General features: G+C 63.8%; 24 protein-coding genes and 1 riboswitch. Of the genes, 16 read left to right on the forward strand and 8 right to left on the reverse strand.

The genetic code is table 11. The features are described from left to right. Positions 1–783, forward strand: a complete 783-nt coding sequence (locus ACWTU8_RS05890) for a cobalt-precorrin-6A reductase (protein ID WP_455848396.1) — start codon at positions 1–3, stop codon at positions 781–783. Here the strand turns inward: ACWTU8_RS05890 and ACWTU8_RS05895 are convergent. The 8 genes from ACWTU8_RS05895 to ACWTU8_RS05930 all read right to left on the reverse strand — a co-directional run bounded on the left by ACWTU8_RS05895 (position 747) and on the right by ACWTU8_RS05930 (position 10,747). Then, positions 747–1,511: a precorrin-3B C(17)-methyltransferase gene (locus ACWTU8_RS05895; protein WP_029352074.1), complete on the reverse strand. Its 765-nt coding sequence runs from the start codon at positions 1,509–1,511 to the stop codon at positions 747–749. The genes ACWTU8_RS05890 and ACWTU8_RS05895 overlap by 37 nt on opposite strands. Next, complete coding sequence (locus tag ACWTU8_RS05900) at positions 1,508–2,266, reverse strand: precorrin-2 C(20)-methyltransferase (RefSeq protein ID WP_455847389.1); 759 nt, start codon at positions 2,264–2,266, stop codon at positions 1,508–1,510. Before ACWTU8_RS05900 ends, ACWTU8_RS05895 begins: the two co-directional genes overlap by 4 nt. Continuing rightward, complete coding sequence (locus ACWTU8_RS05905; RefSeq protein WP_029352070.1) at positions 2,263–2,895, reverse strand: precorrin-8X methylmutase; 633 nt, start codon at positions 2,893–2,895, stop codon at positions 2,263–2,265. Before ACWTU8_RS05905 ends, ACWTU8_RS05900 begins: the two co-directional genes overlap by 4 nt. A gap of 2 nt (positions 2,896–2,897) precedes the next feature. After that, complete coding sequence (gene cobG, locus ACWTU8_RS05910) at positions 2,898–4,241, reverse strand: precorrin-3B synthase (protein ID WP_455847390.1); 1,344 nt, start codon at positions 4,239–4,241, stop codon at positions 2,898–2,900. Further along, complete coding sequence (cobN, locus tag ACWTU8_RS05915; protein ID WP_455847391.1) at positions 4,238–7,792, reverse strand: cobaltochelatase subunit CobN; 3,555 nt, start codon at positions 7,790–7,792, stop codon at positions 4,238–4,240. Before cobN ends, cobG begins: the two co-directional genes overlap by 4 nt. An 18-nt stretch (positions 7,793–7,810) precedes the next feature. Next, positions 7,811–8,848: a cobalamin biosynthesis protein CobW gene (cobW, locus tag ACWTU8_RS05920; protein WP_455847392.1), complete on the reverse strand. Its 1,038-nt coding sequence runs from the start codon at positions 8,846–8,848 to the stop codon at positions 7,811–7,813. Then, positions 8,845–9,276 (reverse strand): DUF1636 family protein, encoded by a 432-nt coding sequence (locus ACWTU8_RS05925; RefSeq protein WP_455847393.1) that lies wholly within the window; start codon positions 9,274–9,276, stop codon positions 8,845–8,847. The genes cobW and ACWTU8_RS05925 overlap by 4 nt, the downstream gene beginning before the upstream one ends. A gap of 38 nt (positions 9,277–9,314) precedes the next feature. Continuing rightward, positions 9,315–9,518: riboswitch (cobalamin riboswitch) on the reverse strand. A 29-nt stretch (positions 9,519–9,547) separates the two neighbouring features. Continuing rightward, complete coding sequence (locus ACWTU8_RS05930) at positions 9,548–10,747, reverse strand: winged helix-turn-helix domain-containing protein (protein WP_455847394.1); 1,200 nt, start codon at positions 10,745–10,747, stop codon at positions 9,548–9,550. Between the two features lie 336 nt (positions 10,748–11,083). Between ACWTU8_RS05930 and ACWTU8_RS05935 the strand changes: the two genes are divergently transcribed. The 15 genes from ACWTU8_RS05935 to ACWTU8_RS06005 all read left to right on the forward strand — a co-directional run bounded on the left by ACWTU8_RS05935 (position 11,084) and on the right by ACWTU8_RS06005 (position 25,816). Further along, complete coding sequence (locus ACWTU8_RS05935) at positions 11,084–11,449, forward strand: NADH-quinone oxidoreductase subunit A (protein WP_029352062.1); 366 nt, start codon at positions 11,084–11,086, stop codon at positions 11,447–11,449. Next, positions 11,440–12,021, forward strand: a complete 582-nt coding sequence (locus ACWTU8_RS05940) for a NuoB/complex I 20 kDa subunit family protein (protein ID WP_027156092.1) — start codon at positions 11,440–11,442, stop codon at positions 12,019–12,021. Before ACWTU8_RS05935 ends, ACWTU8_RS05940 begins: the two co-directional genes overlap by 10 nt. Before the next feature lie 5 nt (positions 12,022–12,026). Next, positions 12,027–12,629, forward strand: a complete 603-nt coding sequence (locus tag ACWTU8_RS05945; protein ID WP_455847395.1) for an NADH-quinone oxidoreductase subunit C — start codon at positions 12,027–12,029, stop codon at positions 12,627–12,629. Then, entirely contained in the window at positions 12,630–13,820 is a 1,191-nt protein-coding gene (locus ACWTU8_RS05950; protein WP_128342199.1) for an NADH-quinone oxidoreductase subunit D, read from the forward strand. It begins immediately after the preceding gene. Positions 13,821–13,822: 2 nt separating this feature from the next. Beyond that, positions 13,823–14,194: a hypothetical protein gene (locus tag ACWTU8_RS05955; protein WP_455847396.1), complete on the forward strand. Its 372-nt coding sequence runs from the start codon at positions 13,823–13,825 to the stop codon at positions 14,192–14,194. Positions 14,195–14,215: 21 nt separating this feature from the next. Continuing rightward, a complete protein-coding gene (nuoE, locus tag ACWTU8_RS05960) occupies positions 14,216–15,292 on the forward strand; it encodes an NADH-quinone oxidoreductase subunit NuoE (RefSeq protein WP_455847397.1) in 1,077 nt (358 codons plus the stop codon). 10 nt (positions 15,293–15,302) lie between these two features. After that, positions 15,303–16,607, forward strand: a complete 1,305-nt coding sequence (nuoF, locus tag ACWTU8_RS05965) for an NADH-quinone oxidoreductase subunit NuoF (protein ID WP_095518577.1) — start codon at positions 15,303–15,305, stop codon at positions 16,605–16,607. Between the two features lie 169 nt (positions 16,608–16,776). Further along, a complete protein-coding gene (locus ACWTU8_RS05970) occupies positions 16,777–17,466 on the forward strand; it encodes an NADH-ubiquinone dehydrogenase (protein WP_455847398.1) in 690 nt (229 codons plus the stop codon). Positions 17,467–17,541: 75 nt separating this feature from the next. Continuing rightward, on the forward strand, positions 17,542–19,623 hold the full coding sequence (gene nuoG / locus ACWTU8_RS05975) for an NADH-quinone oxidoreductase subunit NuoG (protein WP_455847399.1): 2,082 nt from the start codon (positions 17,542–17,544) through the stop codon (positions 19,621–19,623). Position 19,624: 1 nt separating this feature from the next. Further along, positions 19,625–20,668 carry an NADH-quinone oxidoreductase subunit NuoH gene (gene nuoH, locus ACWTU8_RS05980; protein WP_023798860.1) on the forward strand — a complete coding sequence of 348 codons (1,044 nt, stop codon included), beginning with the start codon at positions 19,625–19,627 and terminating at the stop codon, positions 20,666–20,668. Then, positions 20,668–21,159 carry an NADH-quinone oxidoreductase subunit NuoI gene (nuoI, locus tag ACWTU8_RS05985; protein WP_023798861.1) on the forward strand — a complete coding sequence of 164 codons (492 nt, stop codon included), beginning with the start codon at positions 20,668–20,670 and terminating at the stop codon, positions 21,157–21,159. Before nuoH ends, nuoI begins: the two co-directional genes overlap by 1 nt. Before the next feature lie 236 nt (positions 21,160–21,395). Beyond that, positions 21,396–22,016: an NADH-quinone oxidoreductase subunit J gene (locus ACWTU8_RS05990; protein ID WP_029352049.1), complete on the forward strand. Its 621-nt coding sequence runs from the start codon at positions 21,396–21,398 to the stop codon at positions 22,014–22,016. 1 nt (position 22,017) lies between these two features. After that, a complete protein-coding gene (nuoK, locus tag ACWTU8_RS05995) occupies positions 22,018–22,326 on the forward strand; it encodes an NADH-quinone oxidoreductase subunit NuoK (protein WP_029352048.1) in 309 nt (102 codons plus the stop codon). Between the two features lie 11 nt (positions 22,327–22,337). Further along, complete coding sequence (nuoL, locus tag ACWTU8_RS06000) at positions 22,338–24,311, forward strand: NADH-quinone oxidoreductase subunit L (protein WP_455847400.1); 1,974 nt, start codon at positions 22,338–22,340, stop codon at positions 24,309–24,311. Next, entirely contained in the window at positions 24,311–25,816 is a 1,506-nt protein-coding gene (locus ACWTU8_RS06005; protein WP_455847401.1) for an NADH-quinone oxidoreductase subunit M, read from the forward strand. The genes nuoL and ACWTU8_RS06005 overlap by 1 nt, the downstream gene beginning before the upstream one ends. Positions 25,817–25,820: the final 4 nt, after the last annotated feature.

Below are 25,820 nucleotides of genomic sequence, written 5' to 3' on the forward strand. Positions count from 1 at the left end.
ATGACCCACCGTATTCTGATCCTCGGCGGAACCACCGAAGCCCGGCAACTGGCGGGAAAGCTGGTCGCGCGCACCGATGTGTCGCTCACGCTGTCGCTGGCCGGCCGCACCGAAAATCCTGTCGCGCAAGACGTGCCCACCCGTACGGGTGGTTTCGGTGGTGCCGCCGGGCTGGCGGCATATCTGCGCGAGACCCACATCGACCTGCTGATCGACGCCACGCATCCCTATGCGGCGCAAATCTCCGCCAATGCCACGGAAGCGGCGCATGAGGCCGGCGTGCCGATCATTGCGCTCAGGCGCCCGGGCTGGGAGCCTGCCGAAGGCGACCGGTGGACGCTGGTCGACAGTGTTGCCAGCGCGGTGACGGCGCTGGGGTCGGCTCCACGCCACGTTTTCCTGGCGCTCGGGCGGCAGGAGGTCGCCGCTTTTGAGGCCGCACCCCAACATCACTATCTTATCCGCAGCGTCGATCCGGTCGAGCCAAGGCTCGCTGTGCCCGATGCGACCTATCTCTTGGCGCGCGGGCCGTTCCCGGAAGCCGACGAACGTGCACTGCTTCTGGAACACCGCATCGACGTCGTCGTTTCCAAGAACAGCGGCGGCGAGGCGACCTACGGCAAGATCGCCGCAGCGCGGGCAATCGGCATCGAGGTGGTCATGATCCGTAGGTCGACGCTGCCGGATGTCCCGTCGGCGGAAACCGTCGAAGCGCTTGCCGCGATGGTCGATCATTTTCTGGTCAGTCATTTTCTTGGGCCCGCCGCCGAACGCGGCGTGTAGACCAGCGCCGGTTTTTCGCCGCGCTTGATGATCCTGGTTTCCGGCGAGCCGATGATGATGCAGGTCGCCATGTCGGCCTTTTCCGCATCGGCTTCCGCCAGCAAAAACACCTCGATGCGCTCGTCGGGACGGCCGGCGGCGCGGCCGAAGACGACCGGCGTGGTGCCGGGCAAGATCGCCGTGAGGCATTCGAAGGCGCGGCCAAGCTGCCAGGGGCGCGCCTTGCTGATCGGATTGTAGAGCGCGATGACGAAGCCGGCGCCCGCCGCCGCCAGCAGCCGCAGCTCGATCAGGTCCCAGGGTTTTAGGTTGTCGGACAACGAGATGGCGCAGAAATCATGGCCGAGCGGTGCACCGATGCGGGCAGCGACCGCGAGCATTGCGGTGATACCCGGCAGCATCGCGACGTCAACGGCACGCCATTCGGCCGGGCCGGCCTCGATCGCCTCGCAGACGGCCGCTGCCATGGCAAAGACGCCGGGGTCGCCGCCCGAGACGACGGCGACAGCGTGGCCCTGCGCAGCCTTTACCAGCGCGTCCCTGGCGCGGGACAGCTCCTCGCGATTGTCCGAGGCGACGCGGGTCTGGTCGGGGCGCAGATCGAGCCGGTCGAGATAGGGCTTGTAGCCGTAGAAGAATTTTGCCTCGGCGACGGCGCGGCTTGCCTCCGGCGTGACCTGGTCGGCATTGCCTGGTCCGAGGCCGATGACGGTCAGGCGGCCGCTCATGTTTCGGCTCCCAATGCGGCGGGCCGGCCTGACCAGCCGGCCACCAGCACGATGGCGAAGTAGGGCGCCTTGTCGTCCTGCTTGTCGGCCAGCGGCATCGAAACGCCGCCCCGCATGGTGCCGCGCTCGACATAGACGGCACGCGCCAGCTTGTCGGTCGCTTCCAGTGCACGCCTGATCTTGGGCAGGTTACGGCCGACCTTCATGATGACGGCGGCATCGGTGTCGGCGAGGCGGCGGGTCAGCTCGAATTCGCTCATCGTGCCCGGCAGCACGGTCAATACATCGTCGCCCTGGACGATCGGCGTTCCGGTCGCCGACCAGCAGCCGGACATGGCGGTGACGCCGGGAATGACCTCGGTCGGGAAGCGGTGCGCCAGCCTGACATGCAGATGCATGTAGGAGCCGTAGAACAGCGGGTCGCCTTCCGAAAGCACCGCGACCGTCCTGCCGGCGCTGAGGTGCTCGGCGATTTTTTCGGCCGACTCTTCGTAGAAATCCGCTATCTGCGACCGGTAGTCGCTGTGATCCTTGTCGATTTCGGTGGTGACGGGATAGAGCAGCGGCAATTCAATCAAATCAGGACGAAAATGCGCGCCGACGATGGCACGCGCATTGCTGTTGTTGCCGCGCTTGGCGAAATGCGCGACCACGTCGGCTTCGGCCAGCGCGCGCACGGCCTTGAGCGTCAGCAGTTCGGGGTCGCCGGGACCGGTGCCGACGCCGACAAGCCTGCCTTTTGCAATCGTGTTCACAGACCCGGCCTCGCCAGTGCGTTGAGTGCGGCGGCCGTCATGGCGCTGCCGCCAAGCCTGCCGCGCACGATCGCGTAGGGCACGCCATAGGAATTCTCGGCCAGCGCATCTTTCGATTCGGCAGCACCGACGAAACCGACCGGCATGCCGATGATAACGGCCGGTTTCGGCGCGCCGTCGCGCAATCTTTCCAGCAGGTAGAAAAGTGCTGTCGGCGCATTGCCGATGGCGACGACCGAACCGGCCATGCGTTCGCCCCACAGGTCTATGGCTGCAGCGGAGCGGGTGTTGCCGATCTTTTTCGCGACGTCAGACGTTTGCGGGTCGCGCAGCGTGCAGATCACCTCGTTACCGGCCGGCAACCGGGCGCGGGTGACACCGTGCGAGACCATCTCCGCGTCGCAGAAGATCGGCGCGCCACCCGCCAAAGCCGTGCGTGCGGCGGCGACGAAATCGCTGGAAAAAACAAAGTGCCTGCTGGCCTCCACCTGGCCGCAGGCATGGATCATGCGGATGGCAACATCGGCCTCGGCATCGGAAAAGCGCGACAGGTCGGCCTCGGCGCGAATGATGGCGAAGGAGCGCTCATAGATGGCCGTGCCGTCATGGATATAGTCGTAGGCGGCCATGTTTATTCCTGTCGATAGAGTTCGGCGACACCGGCCGCGCCAAGCCTTGTCAGGCAGGCGGCGGTGGTATCGCCTCGAAGTCGTGCCTCGCGGACCGCTGCCGCAATCCGGCCAACGCCGCGCGCGGCGTCATAGCCTGGCCAGTATCCGGCAGGAAGGGCCTTTGCCGTCCCGTCCACGACAAGACCGGCTCCGTTTTCGCCACCGATCAGCGTCAGCGCCGCCGGGCCGGGATGCGCGCAGCCCTTGGCGCAGCCGGAAATATGAAGCGTGAGCGAGGAATCGAGGATGTCGCGGTTTTCCGCAGCGATGGTCTCGGCGATGTCGCGCGTCGCGATCCGGCCGGAGGCGCAGGCTGGCGCACCAGGGCAAGCGGCGATCCTGGTGCGCGGATCAGCAGCGTCGGTGACGAAGCCGAGGGTGGCGGCGGCATCTCTCAGGGAAGAGCAGCCGGACAACTGAAGACCAAGGAATAGCAGCGCGCGGCCCGGCGCCAGGCGAACTTCGATGGCGCCAAGGGCGAGGGCCTGTTGTATGAGGTCGATGAGTTTTTGCGCCGGCATGCTGCCGAAGGGCAGGCCGATGCCGAGGGCGGTTGCATCACCGCCGAGAGGGAATAGGCCGATTGGCGAAGGAGCTGGCGCGGCCGTGAGAGGAAGGCATTCCTTCGCGAGCGCGAAGGAATGCCAACTGGCGAGAGATGTTAGCTGCCTCTCCGACAAATCCCTTGCATGGGCTTCACGGCCTTTTTCGGCAACCATTCTCAGAATCGCGACGGCGATATCACGGGCCGCATTTTCCTCGACCATGACGAGCGGCGTCGCATTCTGCCTGTCGCCGGCAACGGCTACCAGCCACTGGACACCCGCATCAATCCGCATCGCAGCCAGCCTGACATCGGCCGAAACCGCATCCATGGTCAGCCGCCCGCCGCCATCGACAATGACCGAAACCTTCGGCCCGAGGCGCTGTCCCAGCCCGGCGTCCTCGATTGCCGCCCGAATCCGCTCCGCCAGCGGGCGCGGATCGGCGATCTCTTCGGGATCGAGCCCCGCAAGCGGCCCGGTCTCGACCGGCACGCCGGTGCGTACGGCGATACCCGTTGCATCGACCTCCACCGCCAGCAGCCGGGCGCTTGCCGGCGTCAGGCCGCGTATCTGCAGGCTACCACGTGCGGTCACTTCCATGATGCCGTTGCCATGCCGCAAGGCGGATTCACCGAGTCCGAGCAAGGACTTCGGCGAGAGTCCTCCGGCGACCGGATTGAGCCGCACCAGACGCCCGTCGCCGGTCTGCATCGGCGCGGACAAAGCGGGGCAGGCACCGCGACGTGAGAAGGCGTTCATGCGGCCACCCCCAGCGCCTGGGCCTCGGCGATCAGTGCGGCGAGATCGTCATCGATGGAATTGCGTAGCGGATGCCAGAGACCGCGCCGCCGCGCCGACAGAAACCGCTCGGCGATCACCTTCGCGGCGGAAGGGTTCTCGCGCAAGATGAAGGCGCGAACCACGGGATCGCCGAGATAGGCGTCGTGCACGACCTCGATCAGCGTGCCCGATATGGCATGGGTGGTCTCAGCGAAGCCGACCAGCCGGTCGACCGTCTCGGCGAATTCCGAAGCACCACGCGGCCCGTGCCGCATCTGGCCTGATATGAAGCGCGGGTTGACCGCGCGGGCGCGAACTACCCGAGATACGGCTTCTCCAACCGAACGCGGCTTCGGCTTTTGCGGATCCGTGGTGTCGAGGACGATCACGTCGGCATTCTTGCCGAGTGCCGCAAGCGCCGCCGAAAAACCGCCGATGAAGGCGACGTCGGCCGAGCCTTCCAAAATATCGCGGCCGGGATCATCTCCCGTATGGACGAGAAGGTTGGCCTCGGCGACACGATCCTCGAACGCGCCGGGCGCCGAGATACCTTCGCCGTCGGCGCCGCCATATGCATGCGAGGTGGCGTCGAGATACGCGCGACCGATCTCTTCGCGCGCGGCCCAGTCGCCGCTCGACAGCAAATCCTCGCCGCCGGCGCCGTAGGTGCCGGGCGAGGTGCCGAAAATGCGCGGGCTGATCTTCCCCTCGGCGCGGGTCTTGGCCGCGAGCGGGTTTTCCGAAGCGTCCTCGTCGCGGGCGGCCACGGCGCTGGCGGCAGCATCGATCAGCGCGATCTGGGTCGGGAACATATCACGAAACAGGCCTGATATGCGCCAGGTGACATCGACGCGCGGGCGGCCAAGCGTTGCCGGCGGCAGCACCTCGATGCCGGTGACGCGGCCGGTGGCAGAGTCCCATTGCGGCCGGCAGCCCATCAGCGCCAGGCCTTGCGCGATCTCCTCGCCGCCGGTGCGCAGCGAGGCCGAGCCCCAGAGGTCGATGACCAGCGAGCGCGGCCAGTCGCCATGCGATTGCATGTAGCTGCGCAAGACCTCGTCGGACGCCACCCTGCCGAGATCGAAGGATGTCGGCGTCGGCATGTTGCGTGGATCTGATGTGAACAGATTGCGGCCGGTCGGCAGCACATCGCGCCGGCCACGCGCCGGTGCCCCGGCCGGACCGGCAGCGACATGGCGGCCGTCGAGCACTGCGATGACTGCCGTCTTCTCGGCCGCCGCACTTTGCTCGCGCAGCGGATCGGTCTCACCCTCGGCTGAGCGGCCATAGATGTGAAGGCCGTCCTTGATGGCAAAATCCTTGAGGTCGCAGAGCCAGGCGTCGATGCGGCGCAGCGCCTCGTCGGGCGCGTCGGTTCCGGCGACGCCGGCTTCGGAGGCGAGGCCGCTCTTTTGTGCGGTTTCGACGATCAGTTTCGCCAGGCGATCGCGGCGGCGGCGGTCGAGCCCGTCGGCCTGGGCGTATTCGTCGACCAGCCGTTCAAGCTGGTGCTGGTTCTCATCGAGCCCGGCGCCGGTCAGCGGCGGCGGTAAATGGCCGAGGGTGACGGCGGCAATGCGCCGCTTGGCCTGTGCTGCCTCTCCCGGGTTGGAGACGATGAACGGATAGATGACGGGCAGGGGGCCAGTGACGATCTCAGGAAAACAGTTTTCGCTAAGCGCAACGGTCTTGCCGGGCAGCCATTCCAGCGTGCCGTGGGCGCCGACATGGACGAGAGCATGGACGCCGACCGATTTGCGCAGCCACAGACCGAAGGCGATCAGCGCATGCCGCGGCGGCAATGTCGGGTCGTGATAGTCGGCGCGGCGGTCGGCCGATCGCCCGCGATCGGGGGCGAGCGCCACGGTGATGTTGCCGAAAGTCGCGGCGCGGAAGGGGAAATTTGCGGTGGTGGGCGCTTGAACACCCCCCTCTGTCGTGCCGGACACGTCCGGCAGGACAGAGGGGGGTGCGTCGCACAAACCTGTCTCATCTGCCGCATTCCCCCACGCGGCCGTCACGGCAGCTATTGCCTCAGCCGGCAATTCCGTCGAAAGGTCGAGATAGTCCCCTAGTCCCAATCCACCTTCGCTGCGCTCCAGCATCTTCAGCAACGCGCGCGGCGTTTGCGGAATCCCTTCAACGGCGTAGCCCTGTTCGCTCAGGTCGTGCAGCATTGCCAGCACGCTGGACGGCACATCGAGGCCGACGGCGTAGCCGGTGCGGCCGGGTGCGCTCGGATAGTCGGGGATCAGGATGGCGAGCTTGCGTTCCGCGCGCGGCGTGCGCTGCAGGCGGATGAAGGCTTGGACACGGTTCGCCACCTGCGCGACGCGGTCCGGCTCCGGCCGGTTGGCGAAGGCGCGGAAGGCCAGTGCCGGGTCGGTTTCGCTCTCGCCTTTGAAGGAAATGGCGCCGGCCAGAATGCGGCCGTCGAGCTCCGGCAATACGACATGCATGGCGAGGTCGGCGGGCGCCAGCCCGCGCTGATTGTTTTGCCAGATGTCACGACGAGTCGTCGCGACGATGACCTGGAAGACCGGCACGCCGGCGCGGTCGAACAGGGTTTCGACGCCGGGCTCGGCGCCGGAAGCGAAAGCCGTCGCGGTGATGATCGCGGCAGGGTTCAGCGCTGCGAGCGCGGTCTCGACGAAGGCGAGCGATGCTGGGTCCTTGAGGCTGGAGACGAAGATGGGGACGGGGGCCATTCCGCGCGCGCTCAGCGCCTCAAAAAGAGCGTCGATGGGCGCGACATCGGCGGCGAGCAGCATCGAGCGATAGAACAGGATGGGAATGACAGGCGCGGCGTATCCCTTCCCCTCGAGGGGAGGGTGGCCCGCAGGGGCGGGTGGGGTCGTTGCGGCAGTGCGCGACGTTTCTTTCTGTCGAAGCGCTTCAGGGTGTCGGCGCACTTCAGAGAGGACCCCACCCCCGGCCTGCGGCCGGACCCTCCCCTCGAGGGGGAGGGGGACGACACCGCGTCCCGGCTCATAATAGCCCGCCTTCGGCACGCTGACCGGCTCCGCGACCGCCATGTCCGATCCCGCCAGCCGGGCCAGCCGATGCACCAGCGCTGTCATGTTGGCCGGGCCGCCCTCGCGAAAATAATTGAGCAGACCGTCGAGCTCTTCGCGGGGCAGCGTCGAGCATTCGATCAGCCGCAAATCCTCGTCGTGGCTCTCGCCGGGCAGCAGCGCCAGTTTTATGCCGCGTGCGCGGGCGGTCGAGGCAAGCTGGTCGCAGCCATAGCGCCACCAGTCATAGCCGCCGAGAATGCGAACCAAAATAACCCTGGCGTGGCGGGCGACGCTGTCGATCCAGAGGTCGACGGACATGGGATGGCGCAGATCACGCAAAGGCGCCAGCCGCATCGACGGCAGGCGATCCGCACCTGCCTTCCACGCCGCCGCCAGCCCGGCCAGATCGCTGTCGGTGAAGGACAGCGCCACGACATCCGCAGGCGTCTGCCTGAGATCAACGGGCTCGGCGAGATCGTCGAGCGAGGCGGATGTTGTGGTGAGGATGTGCATCGCGGCTCGTGCCTGGGGTCAGCCGGCGAGGATACGCTCGATGGCCGGGCGGTTCAGCCCTTTCAGACCGATGACGACGAGACGCGAACGGCGGTCGTCCTCAGTGGTCCAGGCGCGGTCGTAATAGTGATTGACGCGCGGACCGACAGCCTGCAGCAACAGCCGCATCGGCTTGCCGCCGACGTCGACGAAACCCTTGACGCGCAGCACGTTCTCTTCCTCCGCCGCCGTGGCGACACGCAAAGCCAGCTCATCGGGATTGGCGATCGACGGAATGTCGATGACGAAGGAATCGAAGTCGTCGTGCTCGTGGTCGAGTTCGTCGTCGTGGTGGGTCTTGCGGTTCTCGATGTCGTCCTCGACGGCAAGGCCGAGGCCGAGCAGCACAGACGGATCGACCTTACCTTGCGAGGTCGGCATGATCTTGACGGCGCGCGCGGTGTGCTCGCCGATGATGGCATTGGCGCGGGCCGAACCGGCGGCGTCCATCAAGTCGCTCTTCGACAATATGATCAGGTCGGCGCAAGCGAGTTGGTCCTCGAACACCTCCTCGACCGGGTCGTCGTGGTCGAGCGTCTCGTCCTGCGCGCGCTGCGCCTGCAGGGCGTCCATGTCGTTGGCGACGCGGCCTTCGGCCAGCGCCGGTCCGTCGACCACGGCGACGACGCCGTCCACGGTCACCCGGCTCTTCACCGACGGCCACTGGAAGGCCTGGACCAGCGGCTTGGGCAGAGCCAGCCCAGAGGTTTCGATCAGGATATGGTCGACCTTCGGCGTCAGCGACAGGATCTGGTCGAGCGCCGGGACAAAGTCGTCGGCGACGGTGCAGCAGATGCAACCATTGGCCAGCTCGACGATATTGTCCTCGGGGCAGGTGTCGATGCCGCATCCCTTGAGGATCTCGCCGTCGATGCCGATGTCGCCGAACTCGTTGACGATGATGGCCAGCCGCTTGCCCCCGGCGTTTTCGAGCAGATGGCGGATCAGCGTTGTCTTGCCGGCGCCGAGGAAGCCGGTGACGACGGTGCAGGGCACGCGGGAGACGGAAGCGGTCATGTCAGGTCCTTCAAAAGGTCGAGGGGAGGGATGCGGGCGACGAGGCCGCGCTTCAGACTATCGGGGCGGCCGCGCCATGGAATGAGACCGTCCGTCGAGGTGGCGAAGAGCTTTGCGCCAGTGACGAGATCGGCGCCGCTTGTCGTGGTCAGGTCGCCGAAGACGTAGCTCCAGCAGCCGTCGCGCAGGATCGCGGCGCTCAGCCGGCGCTTGCAGTTGCCGAGGCATTCGACGCTGCGGATACGGATATTTTCGCCGGAAGCGGCGCGGCGCGTGTCTTCGGCCAACAATTCGCCGGCGCGGGGATGGCCATCGGAGCCGGTCTCGTCACGGCAGGAGGCGCAGACGATCACCGTGACGCCGGCCAAGGGATCACTATCGGGCAATACGTCCGCTGTCTCAGCCGAAAAACTGCTGTCGCGTTCCAAATCAGGCTCCATGCCCGGAAAACCCGCCAGGCGATCGGATTCTTTTGTCCTAGACGGCAGGTCTCCTGGCTCGCGGGTCATCGCCTTGGTGCCGCCTTCCCGGGACCGTCCCAGTGGTTTTCGGCCTTGGCTCGTCGCTTACAGTTGCGGGGACAGCCGCGGATTTGAAATCGGAATTTCGCACCGCATTCCCTCTTGGCTCCTCCCTTTGCCGAGAGGAGACCGTCTGGATTGGATTTAGGCCTGTGCAGGCAGTCGTGTCAACGCACGTCTACGATGCGGCAATGTTGGCGAGAGCCGAACCCAGGTCGCCGGCCGGAGTCACTTCGATGCGTTCCAGCCCGAGCCAACCCTGCATCAGCTTCAACTCCTCGAAGAGTTCGGCGGCGGTTTTCGGCGGGGCGCCGGGCTCGGCATAGGCGGCATGGACGCGCAGCACGCCGGCGGGGCGGTCGGCCTTGAGATCGATGCGAGCCACGATCCTTTCGCCGAGCAGGAACGGCAGCACATAATAGCCGTACTGGCGCTTTTCGACGGGGGTGTAGATCTCGATGCGATAGCGGAAGTCGAACAGTCTTTCCGTGCGCGACCGCTCGAAGACGACCGGATCGAACGGAGCGAGCAGCGCGCGTGCCTCGATCTTGCGCGGAAAACGGGCGTCCTTGTAAAGATAGGCAGGCTTGTCCCAGCCTTCGACGCGTACGGGCAAAAGATCGCCGGCCTCGACCAGTTCCTCAATCCGGCCCTTGATGTCGGCTGGAGAGAGGCGGAAATAATCGCGCAGGTCGCCCGCCGTCGCGACCCCGTGGGCGCGGGCGGAAATGCGCAGCAATTCGCGGTGCGCATCCTCAGGGGAGGGCACTGGCAGGGCAAGTATCGCAGGCGGCAGCACTCGCTCCGGCAGATCGTAGCGCCGCTCGAAGCCACGACGCGACGCCGTGGTGATGCGGCCAGCCCAGAACAGCCATTCGAAAGCGTGCTTGGCATCGCTCCAGCCCCACCAGCCGCCCGAGCCTTTCTGGCCCTCCAGGGCGGAAGCGGCGATCGGGCCGCGTTGAACGACCTCGCGATAGATGTCTTCAATGTAGGCGGCGCGTTCGCGGCCCCACTTGGCCAGCCCGTTATACATTTCCTCGCCGCGCTCGGCCCGCTCCATGCGCCAGCGCATCAGTGGATAGGTCTCGACCGGCAGAAAGGAGGCCTCATGCGCCCAATATTCGAAGACTTTGCGCTTGCGCGTCACGGCGGCGTTGTCGAGCAGCGCAAGCGGGTAGGGGCCAAGCCGCGAATAGAGCGGCATATAGTGAGCACGCACCACCGCACTGACGGAATCGATCTGCAGCAGGCCGGTGCGGGCAAGGACGCGGGCCAGATGGCGGCGATCAGGCGTGCTGTTAGGGCGAGGATCGGCAAACCCCTGTGCGGCAAGCGCGATGCGCCGGGCCATGGCGAGCGAGATTTTTTCCTTCATGCAGACGGCACTCTGTTGGCATTCGACCCAAGGTTTGGACGATGATTCCGCGCCATGCTAGCAGGGTTTTGGCGGCATCTATGTCAGGAGAGGAAACTGGAGTAAAAGATGAAAGAAATCAAACAGGAGCGGATCGGACCAGTTTATCCGGATATGCCGTCCAGGCACCGTGTTTTGAACAAGGTTTGACTTGCTTCGCCGAAAGCGCTGCGCTAACCCTCGCCGCGTTGCAGCATAGAGCCTCCTAAAACGGTTCAGTGGTTAAACTGTCACGCTTCCGCAAGTGGGTCCGGTGCTGTAATCAGAGTGGATTGGCCGCCAACGGAAAGCTGCAGCATGAACGCATTGTTGAGTTCGTACCTGCCCATCGTCCTGTTCATCGGCGTGGCGCTGGTCGTCGGCCTGGCGCTGCTTGCCGCCCCCTTCCTGGTGGCCTTCCGCAACCCAGATCCGGAAAAGCTTTCCGCCTATGAGTGCGGCTTCAATTCGTTCGACGACGCCCGCATGAAGTTCGACATCCGCTTCTACCTGGTGTCGATCCTGTTCATCATCTTCGATCTGGAAGTGGCCTTCCTGTTCCCGTGGGCCGTGTCTTTCAGCCAGATCGGCATGCTCGGTTTCTGGTCGATGATGGTGTTTTTGGCGGTGCTGACCATCGGCTTTGCCTATGAATGGAAGAAAGGAGCGCTGGAATGGGATTGAGCGACAATTCCGGCACGCTCGTCGCGCCGAAGCCGAAGGGCATTCTCGACCCCAGCACCGGGAAGCCGGTGGGGGCGAATGATCCATTCTTCCTCGAGATCAACAACGAACTGGCCGACAAGGGTTTTCTGGTCACCTCCACCGAGGCGCTGATCACCTGGGCGCGCAGCGGCTCGCTGATGTTCATGACCTTCGGTCTTGCCTGCTGCGCGGTCGAGATGATCCACACCTCGATGCCGCGCTATGACTCGGAGAGGTTCGGTGTCGCTCCTCGCGCGTCTCCGCGCCAGTCCGACATCATGATCGTCGCCGGCACGCTGACCAACAAGATGGCGCCGGCGCTGCGCAAGGTCTACGACCAGATGCCGGAGCCGCGCTACGTCATCTCGATGGGCTCCTGCGCCAATGGCGGCGGCTATTACCACTATTCCTATTCGGTGGTGCGAGGCTGCGATCGCGTCGTGCCGGTCGACATCTACGTGCCCGGCTGCCCGCCGAGTGCGGAAGCGCTGCTTTACGGCATTCTTCTCCTGCAGAAGAAGATCCGCCGCACCGGCACGATCGAACGGTGAGCGGCATGATCCAGTCCTTGAATGAACTCTCGACCCATCTCGGAGAGAAGCTGAACGGCCGGATCGGCGAGGCGGTGTTTGCCTATGGCGAACTCACCATCTCTGTCGAGCCGCACGATCTGATCGAAGTGGTGACCTTCCTGCGCGACGATCCAAAATGCCAGTTCATCTCGATCATCGACGTGTGCGGCGCCGATTATCCGTCGCGGGCCAAGCGCTTCGACGTCGTCTATCATCTCTTGTCGCCGAAGCAGAATATTCGGATTCGCATCAAGGTCCAGGCCGACGAGGAAACCGTGGTGCCGTCGATCACCGGCGTCTATCCCGGCGCCGACTGGTTCGAACGCGAAACCTACGATCTCTATGGCGTTCTGTTCTCGGGCCATCCCGATTTGCGGCGGATTCTGACCGATTACGGCTTCGAGGGTCATCCGCTGCGCAAGGATTTTCCGCTGACCGGTTTCGTCGAGGTGCGCTACGACGACGAGGCCAAGCGGGTCATCTACGAGCCGGTGGAATTGAAGCAGGAATTCCGCAATTTCGATTTTCTGTCTCCGTGGGAAGGTACGGATTACGTGCTCCCGGGGGATGAGAAGGCAAAGCAGTAAATGGCTGAAACCTCCGTTCGCAACTTCAACATCAATTTCGGCCCGCAACATCCGGCGGCGCATGGCGTTTTGCGCCTCGTGCTGGAGCTCGATGGCGAAGTCGTCGATCGCGTCGATCCGCATATCGGGCTGTTGCATCGCGGCACTGAAAAGCTGATCGAAGCCAAAACCTATCTGCAGGCGGTGCCATATCTCGACCGGCTCGACTATTGCGCGCCGATGAACCAGGAGCATGCCTTCGCGCTTGCCGCCGAGCGACTGCTCGGCATCGAAGTGCCGAAGCGCGGCCAGCTGATCCGCGTGCTTTATTGCGAGATCGGCCGCATCATGTCGCACATCCTCAATGTGACGACGCAGGCGATGGATGTCGGCGCGCTGACGCCGCCCTTGTGGGGCTTCGTCGAACGTGAAAAACTCATGGTATTCTATGAGCGGGCCAGCGGTTCGCGCATGCATGCGGCCTATTTCCGGCCCGGCGGCGTCCACCAGGACCTGCCGCAGAAGCTGGTCGAGGATATCGGCAACTGGATCGACCCGTTCCTGAAATCGCTCGACGATCTTGACGCACTGCTGACCGGCAACCGCATCTTCAAGCAGCGCAATGTCGATATCGGCACGGTGTCGCTGGCCGATGCCTGGGCCTGGGGTTTTTCCGGCGTGATGGTGCGCGGCTCGGGTGTGGCCTGGGACCTGCGCAAGTCGCAGCCCTACGAATGTTATTCGGAGATGGATTTCGACATCCCGATCGGCAAGAACGGCGACTGCTTCGACCGTTACCTCGTGCGCATGGAAGAGATGCGCCAGTCGGCGAAAATCATGCGCCAGTGCGTCGACCTGCTGCTCGGCAAGGAAGGTGCGGGGCCGGTGTCGAATCTCGACGGCAAGGTGGTGCCGCCGAAGCGTGCGGCGATGAAGCGTTCGATGGAAGCGCTGATCCATCACTTCAAGCTCTACACCGAAGGCTACCGCGTGCCAGCGGGCGAGGTCTATGCGGCGGTCGAAGCGCCGAAAGGCGAGTTCGGCGTTTACCTGGTCTCGGACGGCACCAACAAACCCTATCGCTGCAAGCTGCGCGCGCCAGGCTTTGCCCATCTGCAGGCCATGGATTTCCTGTGCCGCGGCCACATGCTGGCCGACGTCACCGCCGTGTTGGGTTCACTCGATATCGTCTTCGGGGAGGTTGACCGCTAGCAATGAACGCGCTTGTCACCGCAGCGGTCCTGACGATGGCGGCCCAAGTCCCTGCTTGGGGCCCCGATGGTCGGCTATTGTCGAGAGATCTGCTCAAGATTGGGTTTGAGCTGGTTGCGGAAGGTGACTTATTGATGGGGCGCACGTTCGAGAGACATGCACCGATGGATGAGGGGATTGTTCTTCATTCCTTCCCGCAGTGCCAGTTGGACTCGTTCGTTGCCCAGGTGCCCAGCCGGCCACGGCCTTACTGTGTCTCTTGGGTTGACGATCGTTATGACGAATACATCCGCCTGAAGCGCGGGAAAGAAGAGTTTGTGTGCGTGTTAGGGCAATCTGAGAACTGCTATCGCGTCTCTGGCTCGGTTCAGTAAGAAGTAAACAAAGCGAAAATCATGTCAGTCCGCCGTCTCGCAGAAGCCAGCCTCCAGCCAGCCTCGTTCGCCTTCAGCCGGGCGAATGCGGCAGCGGCGAAGCAATGGATCAAGAAATACCCGAAGGGCCGCGAGCAATCGGCGATCATCCCCTTGCTGATGCTGGCGCAGGAGCAGGAAGGCTGGGTGACCAAGGCGGCGATCGAGGCGATCTCCGACATGCTCGGCATGCCCTACATCAGGGGGTTGGAGGTCGCCACCTTCTACACGCAATACCAGCTCAATCCGGTCGGCACCCGCGCGCATATCCAGGTCTGCGGCACCACGCCCTGCATGCTGCGCGGCTCGGAAGCGCTGATGGACGTGTGCCGCTCGAAGATCCATCACGACCAGTTCCACACCAACGACAAGGGTACGCTGTCGTGGGAGGAGGTCGAATGCCTTGGCGCCTGCGTCAACGCGCCGATGGTGATGATTTTCAAGGACACGTTCGAGGACCTGACGCCGGAGCGGCTTGCCGAGATCATCGATCTCTACGACGCCGGCAAGGGCGCCTCGGTGACGCCGGGCCCGCAGAATGGCCGCATCACCTCCGAGCCGATCACCGGCCTGACGACGCTGAAGAGCGAAAAGGCGATCCTGAAGACGACCCGCGACAGGGAAGCCAAGGCAGCCGCCAAGGCCGCCAGGGAGGCCGCGCCAGCGGCAATTGTCGCAACGCCGGGGGCTCCGGCCGCACAGGTACCGGCTCCCCCTGTCGCGCCATCGAAAGCCAGCAAGCCGAAGACCGATGCGCCCGAAACCAGCCCGGCGCTGAGATCACCTTCGCCGTCGAAGGTCGCACCAGAGACGGAAAAGGCGGCGAGCGTCGCCGCACCGCGGCATTCGGCGGCCAACGCCAACAAGGCCGCGCCGGAGGTCGAAAACGTTTCGAAACAGCGCAGCGGTCCCAAGACCAAGGCTGAGCCAGCGGCTGCTTTCAAGGCGCCGGAATTGAAGAATGCGCCGTTGGGCGCTGGCGGCAAGAAGGTAGCCGCCAAGCCGGCCAAGCCGTCGCTCATGGACAAGAATCGGCCCACCGGCAAGAAACCGGTCTGAGGAACGAACAATGCTTCAGGACAGAGACCGCATCTTCAACAACATCTACGGCCGCTTCGACAAGTCGCTGGCCGGCGCGATGGCGCGCGGCGCCTGGGACAACACGCCTGGCATCATCGCCAAGGGGCGCGACTGGATCGTCAACGAGATGAAGGCATCCGGCTTGCGCGGCCGCGGCGGCGCCGGCTTCCCGACCGGGCTGAAATGGTCGTTCATGCCCAAGCAGAGCGACGGGAGGCCGAGCTATCTCGTCGTCAATGCCGACGAATCCGAACCCGGCACCTGCAAGGACCGTGACATATTGCGCCACGACCCGCACACGCTGGTCGAGGGCTGCCTGATCGCCGGCTTCGCCATGGGCGCGGTCGCCGCCTACATCTATGTGCGCGGCGAGTTCATCCGCGAGCGCGAGGCGCTGCAGCGCGCCATCGACGAGGCCTATGAGGCCAAGCTGATCGGCAAGAACAACACGTCCGGCTACGACTTCGACATCTACATGCACCATGGCGCCGGCGCCTATATCTGTGGCGAGGAAACGGCGCTGCTCGAAAGCCTCGAAGGCAAGAAGGGCCAGCCGCGGCTGAAGCCGCCATTTCCAGCCAATGTCGGCCTCTATGGCTGCCCGACGACGGTCAACAATGTCGAGTCGATCGCGGTGGCGCCGACCATTTTGCGCCGCGGCGCTGCCTGGTTCTCGTCCTTCGGCCGGCCCAACAATGTCGGCACTAAGCTGTTCTGCATCTCCGGCCACGTCAACAATCCGTGCACAGTCGAAGAGGCGATGTCGATCCCGTTCCGCGAGCTGATCGAGACGCATTGCGGCGGTATTCGCGGCGGCTGGGACAATCTGCTGGCGGTCATTCCGGGCGGCGCTTCGGTGCCGCTGGTGCCGGCGGAGCAGATCATCGACGCGCCGATGGATTTCGATGCGCTGCGCGACCTGAAATCGGGCCTCGGCACGGCGGCTGTCATCGTCATGGACAAGTCGACCGATATCGTGAAGGCGATCGCGCGGCTTTCCTACTTCTACAAGCACGAGAGCTGCGGCCAATGCACGCCTTGCCGCGAAGGCACTGGCTGGATGTGGCGGGTGATGGAGCGGCTGGTGCGCGGCGAGGCGCAGAAGCGTGAGATCGATATGCTGCTCGACGTGACCAAACAGGTCGAAGGCCACACGATCTGCGCCCTGGGCGACGCGGCGGCGTGGCCGATCCAAGGCCTGATGCGGCATTTCCGCGGCGAGGTGGAGCGGCGCATCGACGAGTTTTCGCGCAACGCGCACCGGGCAGAGCCGGTGATGGTTGCGGCGGAATAAACAAGAAAATACGGGCAAACGCCCAAATGAATACGGGCGAACGCCCAAATGAAATACGGGCAAACGCCCGATTTGAGATACGGGCAAGTGCCCGATTTGAGATACGGGCAAGTGCCCGATTTGAGGAAACAGGCCGGGGCATACGGAAGAAACGACCAGGAGACCACCTATGTCGCTGAATTCGAGACCCGATCATTTGATGCCAGATTTGGACCCGTTCGAGAAGATGAACCAGGACCTGACCAGGATGATGCCGAAGGAGATGGCCAGCGCCGTCAATCTCCTGGCGCACCCTGTTGCGGGTGCGGCGGCGCTGTCGGCGCTCGGCTTCGGGCTTGCCAATCATGCCTTTGGGGTGTGGATGGGCGTGCTCTCGGGCGCCGCCGAGGCCTCGCAGCGGCTTTTCCAGCCGATCGTCGACGATTTCGATGCCAGGGTCGAACGCTTTTCCGGGACAGGGACAAGCTCCTCGACCAAGGCGCGCGCGGCGACGAAAACCCTGATCGCCGATGCGCAGTCCTTCGCCAGGAACGTGAATGACATAGCGGCGAGCGGCGTGGATAATACACGGAGCGTGGTGGATGCGGCTGCCGCGCCGACCGGGTTGATGCCCGAGGACTTCAAGCAGCCCAAGGCCATGGATCGTCCGGCAAATCCGGCCGACCTCAAGGCGATATCGGGGATCGGGCCGAAGCTGGAAGAGGTGCTGAACGGCTTGGGGATCTGGACCTACGGCCAGATTGCGGCATGGACGCCGGAAGAGATCGCCTGGGTCGACGATTATCTGTCGTTCAAGGGCCGCATCGAGCGCGACGACTGGCTTGGCCAGGCGGCGGTGCTGGCCGCGGCCAAATATTGAATTCAATGCCGGGCGCGGTTTCGGTTGCGCCCCGGAAAGAAAGATTGCGGAATGTCCGCAGGGGTTTGAGACGACATGGCAAAGCTCAAGGTCGACGGGAAAGAGATTACTGTACCCGACCACTACACGCTGCTGCAGGCAGCCGAGGACGCCGGCGCGGAAGTGCCGCGCTTCTGCTTCCATGAGCGGCTGTCGATCGCCGGCAACTGCCGCATGTGCCTGATCGAGGTGAAGGGCGGTCCGCCCAAGCCGCAGGCGTCCTGCGCCATGGGCGTGCGCGACCTGCGCCCCGGTCCGAATGGCGAAACGCCGGAAATTTTTACCAACACGCCGATGGTCAAGAAGGCCAGGGAAGGCGTGATGGAATTCCTGCTGATCAACCATCCGCTGGATTGCCCGATCTGCGACCAGGGCGGCGAGTGCGACCTGCAGGACCAGGCGATGGCGTTCGGCGTCGATTCCTCGCGCTATCACGAGAACAAGCGGGCGGTCGAAGACAAATATATCGGGCCGCTGGTCAAAACGATCATGAACCGCTGCATCCATTGCACGCGCTGCGTTCGCTTCACCACCGAAATTGCCGGTATTTCCGAGCTCGGCCTGATCGGCCGCGGCGAGGACGCCGAGATCACCACCTATCTCGAAAGCGCGATGACCTCGGAACTGCAGGGCAACGTCATCGACCTTTGCCCGGTCGGCGCGCTGACCTCCAAACCCTACGCCTTCCAGGCACGGCCGTGGGAGCTGACCAAGACCGAATCCATCGACGTGATGGATGCTGTCGGCTCGGCGATCCGCGTCGATTCCAGAGGCCGCGAAGTGATGCGCATCCTGCCGCGCACCAACGAGGCGGTGAACGAGGAGTGGATTTCCGACAAGACCCGCTTCATCTGGGACGGCTTGCGCACCCAGCGCCTCGACCGGCCATACGTCCGCAAGAACGGCAAGCTGGCTCCGGCAAGCTGGGCCGAGGCTTTCTCCGCGATCAAGGAATCGGTGTCGAGCACTGCACCCGACAAGATCGGCGCCATTGCAGGTGATCTCGCCGCCGTCGAGGAGATCTATGCGCTGAAGCTGCTGATGGCCTCGCTCGGCTCGAAGAACACCGACTGCCGCCAAGACGGTGCCGCGCTCGATCCGTCGCTCGGCCGGGCAAGCTATATCTTCAACCCGACCATCGAGGGCATCGAGCAAGCCGACGCGGTGCTGATCATCGGCGCCAATCCGCGCTTCGAGGCATCCTTGCTCAACGCCCGCATCCGCAAGCGCTGGCGGGTCGGCGACCTGCCGGTCGGCGTTATCGGCGATGTCGGCGACACGCGCTACGACTATGAGCAGCTCGGCGCCGGAACGGAATCGCTGAAGGATCTGGCCGACAGCAACGGCAAGTTCTTCCAGGTGCTGAAGAAAGCGACGCATCCGCTTGTTATCGTCGGCCAGGGTGCGCTGGCACGCTCGGATGGCGCGGCCGTGCTCGGCCAGGCGGCGAAGCTCGCCACCGCCGTCAATGCCGCGAGAGCCGACTGGAACGGGTTTGCCGTGATGCACACTGCGGCGGCGCGTGTCGGCGGGCTCGATGTCGGCTTCGTGCCGGGTGAGGGCGGCAAAAACGTCGCCGGAATGCTGGGCGATATGGACGTGCTGTTCCTGCTCGGCGCCGACGAGATCGACATGGCCAAGACCGGCGGCGCCTTCGTCGTTTATATCGGCACGCATGGCGATCAGGGCGCGCACCGCGCCAACGTTATCCTGCCGGGCGCCGCCTATACCGAAAAATCGGGCACCTACGTCAACACCGAGGGCCGCGTGCAGCAGACCAACCGTGCCGGCTTCGCGCCGGGCGATGCGCGCGAGGACTGGGCGATCCTGCGGGCGCTGTCGGATGTGCTGGGCAAGAAGCTGCCGTTCGATTCGCTGCCGCAGCTTCGCGCGAAACTCTATTCGGAATACCCGCATCTTGCCCGCATCGACCAGGTGGCGGCCGGCAACGTTGACGATGTCGCCGAGGTGGCGAAGCTCGGCGGGCGGCTGAACAAGGGCGCCTTTACCTCGCCGGTCAAGGATTTCTACCTGACCAACCCGATCGCGCGGGCTTCAGCCGTGATGGCGGAATGCTCGGCGCTGGCGAAGAACGGCTTCAGGCAGGCGGCGGAATAGCATGGACACCTTCTTCTCCTTCTACGTGCTGCCGGCGCTGCTCATCCTGTTGAAGTCGGTCGTGCTGATCGTCGTGCTGTTGATCTTCGTCGCCTACATCCTGTACGCGGACCGCAAGATCTGGGCGGCGGTGCAGCTGCGCCGCGGCCCGAACGTCGTCGGCCCATGGGGCACGCTGCAGGCTTTCGCCGACCTTCTGAAGTTCGTGTTCAAGGAGCCGGTGATTCCGTCCGGCGCCAACAAGGGCGTTTTTCTCCTAGCGCCTTTGGTTTCGGCGGTGCTGGCGATCTCGGCCTGGGCGGTGATCCCGGTCAACGAGGGCTGGGCGATTGCCAACGTCAATGTCGGCATCCTCTATGTCTTCGCCATCTCCTCGCTCGAGGTCTATGGCGTGATCATGGGCGGCTGGGCGTCCAACTCGAAATATCCGTTCCTTGGCGCGCTGCGCTCGGCGGCGCAGATGGTGTCCTACGAGGTCTCGATCGGTTTCGTCATCGTTACCGTGCTGCTCTGCGTCGGCTCGCTCAACCTGTCCGACATCGTGCTGTCGCAGCAGGACGGGCTGGGCACGCGGGTTGGCCTGCCCAACACCTTCCTCGACTGGCATTGGCTGTCGCTGTTCCCGATGTTCGTCATCTTCTTCATCTCGGCGCTGGCCGAAACGAACCGCCCGCCCTTTGACCTGGTGGAAGCCGAATCGGAACTCGTTGCCGGCCATATGGTCGAGTATTCGTCGACGCCGTTCCTGCTGTTCTTTCTCGGCGAATATGTCGCCATCGTGCTGATGTGCGCGCTGGCCACCATCCTGTTCCTCGGCGGCTGGCTGCCGCCCTTCGACTTCGCTCCCTTCACCTGGGTGCCGGGTCTGATCTGGTTCGTGCTCAAGGTCTGCCTGGTGTTCTTCATGATCTCCATGGTGAAGGCCTTCGTGCCGCGCTACCGCTACGACCAGCTGATGCGGCTCGGCTGGAAGGTCTTCCTGCCGATCTCGCTGGCGATGGTGGTGATCGTCGCCGCGTTCCTCAAGATCACGGGGTTTGCGTGATGTCCGCTCTAGCCCAAGCCGCCAAGTCTCTGCTCTTGCAGGACTTCGTCAGCGCTTTCTTCCTGTCGATGCGCCAGTTCTTTGCGCCGAAGGAGACGATCAACTATCCGCACGAGAAGGGGCCGACCAGCCCGCGCTTCCGCGGCGAGCATGCGCTGCGCCGCTATCCGAACGGCGAGGAACGCTGCATCGCCTGCAAATTGTGCGAGGCGATCTGCCCGGCGCAGGCCATCACCATCGAGGCCGGCCCGCGCCGCAACGACGGCACGCGCCGCACGGTGCGTTACGATATCGATATGGTGAAGTGCATCTATTGCGGCTTCTGCCAGGAGGCCTGCCCAGTCGACGCCATCGTCGAGGGGCCGAATTTCGAATTCGCCACCGAGACGCGCGAGGAACTTTATTACGACAAGGACAAGCTGCTGGCCAATGGCGACCGCTGGGAGCGCGAACTGGCGCGCAACATCTCGCTGGATGCGCCGTATCGCTGACATTTGACGCATGGACGGGGCGAGAGGCCTCGTTCAGAGGATGATCCCGAAAAGTTGCAGACTTTTCGGACAAAGATCATCCTCCGAAGTAAGAGAGTGGCGCATGTTTCTTTCGATCGGGTCTTTCAACCCGATCGGAACATGCGCTAGGAACACGCGGCTTCGGCACCGGAGGCGGAACGAAGCACACAACGGACAGGGCGAAAGCCGGTCCGACAGGAACCCCGGGGGAACCCATGCTAAATGGACTAGAGGCGGCCTTTTTCTACCTCTTCGCCTTTGTCGCGGTGGCGTCGGCGTTCATGGTCATTTCGGCGCGCAATCCCGTGCATTCGGTGCTGTTCCTGATCCTGACCTTCTTCAACGCTGCGGGCCTGTTCATGCTGACCGGCGCCGAGTTCCTGGCGATGATCCTGCTCGTCGTCTATGTCGGCGCGGTCATGGTGCTGTTCCTGTTCGTCGTCATGATGCTCGACGTCGATTTCGCCGAAATGAAGGAAGGCGCCCTGCAATATGCGCCGATCGGCGCGCTGGTCGGGCTGATCCTGGCGGCTGAGCTGATCGTGGTGCTCGGCGGCTATACGTTCGCGCCGCAACTGGCCGCGACGGTTTCGAAGCCCATTCCGGACCTTGCCGCGCGCTCGAACACGGCAGCGCTCGGCGACATCCTCTACACGGACTACCTCTACTATTTCCAGATTGCAGGCCTTGTGCTGCTGGTCGCCATGATCGGCGCGATCGTGCTGACGCTACGCCACAAGCCGGGGATCAAGCGGCAGTCGATCTCAGCCCAGGTTGGCCGCACGCCGGCAACGGGAATGGAAATCCGCAAGGTCAAGACGGGCGAGGGAATCTGAGATGATCGTCGGCATCGCGCACTATCTGACCGTATCGGCGATCCTGTTCACGCTCGGCGTGTTCGGCATTTTTCTCAACCGCAGGAACATCATCGTCATCCTGATGTCGATCGAGCTGATCCTGCTCGCGGTCAACATCAATTTCGTCGCCTTCTCGGCAGCACTCGGCGATCTCGTCGGACAGGTGTTTGCGCTGTTCGTGCTGACGGTCGCAGCGGCTGAAGCGGCGATCGGCCTCGCCATTCTCGTCGTCTTCTTCCGCAACCGCGGTTCGATCGCGGTCGAAGACGTGAACATGATGAAGGGTTGACGGAAACCACCATGTATCAGGCCATCGTCTTCCTTCCTCTGCTCGGCTTCCTGATTGTCGGCCTATTCGGCACGTCGCTCGGCGCCAAGGCGTCCGAATACATCACCTCCGGCTTCCTGGTGACATCAGCCGGGCTGTCGTGGGTCGCCTTCTTCGCCGTCGGTTTCGGCGAGGGCGAGGTGTTCACCGTGCCGGTGCTGCGCTGGATCCAGTCGGGCGGGTTAGAGGCCGCATGGGCGCTGCGGATCGATACGCTGACGGTGGTGATGCTGGTCGTGGTCAACACGGTGTCGGCGCTGGTCCACATCTACTCGATCGGCTACATGCATCACGACCCGAACCGGCCGCGCTTCTTCGCCTATCTGTCGCTGTTCACCTTCGCCATGCTGATGCTGGTGACCGCCGACAACCTCGTGCAGATGTTCTTCGGCTGGGAAGGGGTCGGTCTCGCCTCCTACCTGCTGATCGGCTTCTGGTACAAAAAGCCGTCGGCCAATGCCGCCGCGATCAAGGCCTTCGTCGTAAACCGCGTCGGCGATTTCGGCTTTGCGCTCGGCATCTTCGGTGTGTTCGTGCTGTTCGGCTCGGTCAATCTCGGCACCATATTCGCCAATGCCGCGACATTCATTCCGGCCGAAGGCGCCCCCGAGGGCGCTGCAGCATTGACCTTCCTCGGCTATGCGCTCGACAAGCAGGCCGCGATGACCGTCGTCTGCCTGCTTTTGTTCATGGGCGCCATGGGCAAGTCGGCCCAGGTGCCGCTGCACACCTGGCTGCCGGACGCCATGGAAGGCCCGACGCCGGTCTCTGCGCTTATCCATGCCGCCACCATGGTGACCGCCGGCGTGTTCATGCTGGCGCGGCTGTCGCCGCTGTTCGAACTGTCGCATTCGGCGCTGATCGTGGTCACCTTCATCGGCGCCTTCACCGCCTTCTTCGCGGCGACCGTCGGCCTCGTCCAGAACGACATCAAACGCGTCATCGCCTATTCGACCTGCTCGCAGCTCGGCTATATGTTCGTAGCGCTCGGCGTCGGGGCCTATGGCGCGGCGATCTTCCATCTGTTCACGCATGCCTTCTTCAAGGCGCTGTTGTTCCTCGGCTCCGGCTCGGTGATCCACGCTGTCTCCGACGAACAGGACATGCGCAGGATGGGCGGCCTCAGGACGCTCATTCCGAAGACCTACTGGATGATGGTGATCGGCACGCTGGCGCTGACCGGCGTCGGCATTCCCGTGACGGTCATCGGCACCGCCGGCTTCTTCTCCAAGGACGCGATCATCGAAAGCGCCTTTGCCGCGCACAATCCGGTTGCCGGCCTCGCCTTCGTGCTGCTGGTCGTCGCCGCCTGCTTCACCAGCTTCTATTCCTGGCGGCTGATCTTCATGACCTTCCACGGCCAGCCGCGGGCGAGCCACGAGGTCATGCACCATGTCCATGAATCACCGCCGGTCATGCTGGTGCCGCTGTACATCCTGGCGGCGGGCGCGCTGTTCGCCGGCGTGATCTTCCATGGCGCGTTCATCGGCGAGGGATATGCCGAGTTCTGGAAGGCGTCGCTGTTTACGCTCCCGGAAAACCACATCCTGCACGACATGCACGAAGTGCCGTTATGGGTGAAGCTGGCGCCGTTTGTCGCCATGCTGGTCGGCTTTGCGATTGCCTGGCAATTCTACATCCGCGCGCCGGAAATGCCGAAAAATTTGGCGGCGCAGCATCGCGGGCTCTACGCCTTCCTGCTCAACAAGTGGTATTTCGACGAAGTTTACGACCTCCTGTTCGTGCGGCCGGCAAAACGCCTCGGCCACTTTCTGTGGAAGACCGGTGACGGCACTGTCATCGACGGGCTCGGTCCGGACGGCGTTTCGGCGCGCGTCGTCGATGTCACCAACCGGGTCGTCAAGCTGCAGACCGGCTACCTCTATCACTACGCCTTCGCCATGCTGATCGGCGTTGCCGCACTCGTCACCTGGATGATGCTCTGATGACCGCCTGGCCGATCCTCTCGCTGGTCACCTTCCTGCCGCTGGTTGGTGTGCTGTTCATTCTGCTGATCAATGACGACAGCGAGAATGCCCGCCGCAACATCCGCGCCATCGCATTGTGGACGACGAGCATCACCTTCATCATCTCGCTGTTCATCTGGACCGGGTTCGACAATTCGGAGCCTGGCTTCCAGTTCGTCGAGAAGTTTGCCTGGCTGGATTCCGGCATCTCCTACCATATGGGCGTCGACGGCATCTCCATGCTGTTCGTCATCCTGACCACCTTCCTGATGCCGCTTTGCATCCTGGCTTCGTGGGAATCGATCGAGAAACGCGTCAAGGCCTACATGATCGCCTTCCTGCTGCTCGAGACGCTCATGATCGGTGTGTTCTGCGCGCTCGACATCGTTTTGTTCTATGTCTTCTTCGAAGCCGGCCTGATCCCGATGTTCATAATCATCGGCGTGTGGGGCGGCAAGCGGCGCGTCTACGCCTCGTTCAAGTTCTTCCTCTATACGCTGGCCGGCTCTGTGCTGATGCTGCTCGCTATCATGGCGATGTTCTTCCAGTCCGGCACCACCGACATCCCGACGCTCCTGACGCACAACTTCCCGGCCAACATGCAGACCTGGCTATGGCTCGCCTTCTTCGCCTCCTTCGCCGTGAAGATGCCGATGTGGCCGGTGCACACTTGGCTGCCGGACGCCCATGTCGAGGCGCCGACGGCCGGCTCGGTGATCCTGGCCGCCATCCTGCTGAAGATGGGCGGATACGGCTTCCTGCGCTTTTCGCTGCCGATGTTTCCGATCGCCTCTGAGATGTTCGCGCCGCTGGTCTTCGCGCTGTCCGTCGTCGCCATCATCTACACCTCGCTGGTGGCGCTGATGCAGGAGGACATGAAGAAGCTGATCGCCTATTCGTCAGTCGCCCATATGGGCTTCGTCACCATGGGCATCTTCGCGATGAACCAGGAAGGCGTCCAGGGGGCAATCTTCCAGATGCTGTCGCACGGCCTCGTCTCCGGCGCGCTGTTCCTCTGTGTCGGCGTCATCTATGACCGCATGCATACGCGCGACATCGACGCTTATGGCGGGCTGGTCAACAACATGCCGAAATACGCCACCGTGTTCATGATCTTCACCATGGCCAATGTCGGCCTGCCAGGCACCAGCGGCTTCGTCGGCGAGTTCCTGACCATGCTCGGCGTGTTCCGGGTCAACACCTGGGTGGCGTTCTTCGCCGCCACCGGCGTCATCCTGTCGGCGGCCTATGCGCTCTGGCTCTATCGCCGGGTGATCTTCGGCGCGCTGACCAAGGACAGCCTGAAAGGCCTGCTCGACCTGTCGGCGCGCGAGAAGGTGATCATCTATCCGCTGGTGGTGCTGGTCATCTTCTTCGGCGTCTACCCGGCGCCGGTCTTCGATGCGACGGCCGAATCGGTCAAGGCGCTCGTCACCAATGTCACCGCATCCATCGACACCGCGCAGACCGCGGCGGCGAACTGACTGG

The organism is Mesorhizobium sp. BHbdii (genome assembly GCF_053848045.1).

Coding starts and splice junctions, on each gene's coding strand:
- cobG (WP_455847390.1), bottom strand. CDS start 4,241: ATGAACGCCTTCTCACGTCGCGGTGCCTGCCCCGCTTTGTCCGCGCCG.
- nuoI (WP_023798861.1), top strand. CDS start 20,668: ATGTCCGCTCTAGCCCAAGCCGCCAAGTCTCTGCTCTTGCAGGACTTC.
- ACWTU8_RS05940 (WP_027156092.1), top strand. CDS start 11,440: ATGGGATTGAGCGACAATTCCGGCACGCTCGTCGCGCCGAAGCCGAAG.
- ACWTU8_RS05990 (WP_029352049.1), top strand. CDS start 21,396: ATGCTAAATGGACTAGAGGCGGCCTTTTTCTACCTCTTCGCCTTTGTC.
- ACWTU8_RS05955 (WP_455847396.1), top strand. CDS start 13,823: ATGAACGCGCTTGTCACCGCAGCGGTCCTGACGATGGCGGCCCAAGTC.
- cobN (WP_455847391.1), bottom strand. CDS start 7,792: ATGCACATCCTCACCACAACATCCGCCTCGCTCGACGATCTCGCCGAG.
- ACWTU8_RS05905 (WP_029352070.1), bottom strand. CDS start 2,895: ATGGCCGCCTACGACTATATCCATGACGGCACGGCCATCTATGAGCGC.
- ACWTU8_RS05950 (WP_128342199.1), top strand. CDS start 12,630: ATGGCTGAAACCTCCGTTCGCAACTTCAACATCAATTTCGGCCCGCAA.
- cobW (WP_455847392.1), bottom strand. CDS start 8,848: ATGACCGCTTCCGTCTCCCGCGTGCCCTGCACCGTCGTCACCGGCTTC.
- ACWTU8_RS05945 (WP_455847395.1), top strand. CDS start 12,027: ATGATCCAGTCCTTGAATGAACTCTCGACCCATCTCGGAGAGAAGCTG.
- nuoE (WP_455847397.1), top strand. CDS start 14,216: ATGTCAGTCCGCCGTCTCGCAGAAGCCAGCCTCCAGCCAGCCTCGTTC.
- nuoG (WP_455847399.1), top strand. CDS start 17,542: ATGGCAAAGCTCAAGGTCGACGGGAAAGAGATTACTGTACCCGACCAC.
- nuoL (WP_455847400.1), top strand. CDS start 22,338: ATGTATCAGGCCATCGTCTTCCTTCCTCTGCTCGGCTTCCTGATTGTC.
- ACWTU8_RS05935 (WP_029352062.1), top strand. CDS start 11,084: ATGAACGCATTGTTGAGTTCGTACCTGCCCATCGTCCTGTTCATCGGC.
- nuoK (WP_029352048.1), top strand. CDS start 22,018: ATGATCGTCGGCATCGCGCACTATCTGACCGTATCGGCGATCCTGTTC.
- nuoF (WP_095518577.1), top strand. CDS start 15,303: ATGCTTCAGGACAGAGACCGCATCTTCAACAACATCTACGGCCGCTTC.
- ACWTU8_RS05930 (WP_455847394.1), bottom strand. CDS start 10,747: ATGAAGGAAAAAATCTCGCTCGCCATGGCCCGGCGCATCGCGCTTGCC.
- ACWTU8_RS05970 (WP_455847398.1), top strand. CDS start 16,777: ATGTCGCTGAATTCGAGACCCGATCATTTGATGCCAGATTTGGACCCG.
- nuoH (WP_023798860.1), top strand. CDS start 19,625: ATGGACACCTTCTTCTCCTTCTACGTGCTGCCGGCGCTGCTCATCCTG.
- ACWTU8_RS05895 (WP_029352074.1), bottom strand. CDS start 1,511: ATGAGCGGCCGCCTGACCGTCATCGGCCTCGGACCAGGCAATGCCGAC.
- ACWTU8_RS05890 (WP_455848396.1), top strand. CDS start 1: ATGACCCACCGTATTCTGATCCTCGGCGGAACCACCGAAGCCCGGCAA.
- ACWTU8_RS06005 (WP_455847401.1), top strand. CDS start 24,311: ATGACCGCCTGGCCGATCCTCTCGCTGGTCACCTTCCTGCCGCTGGTT.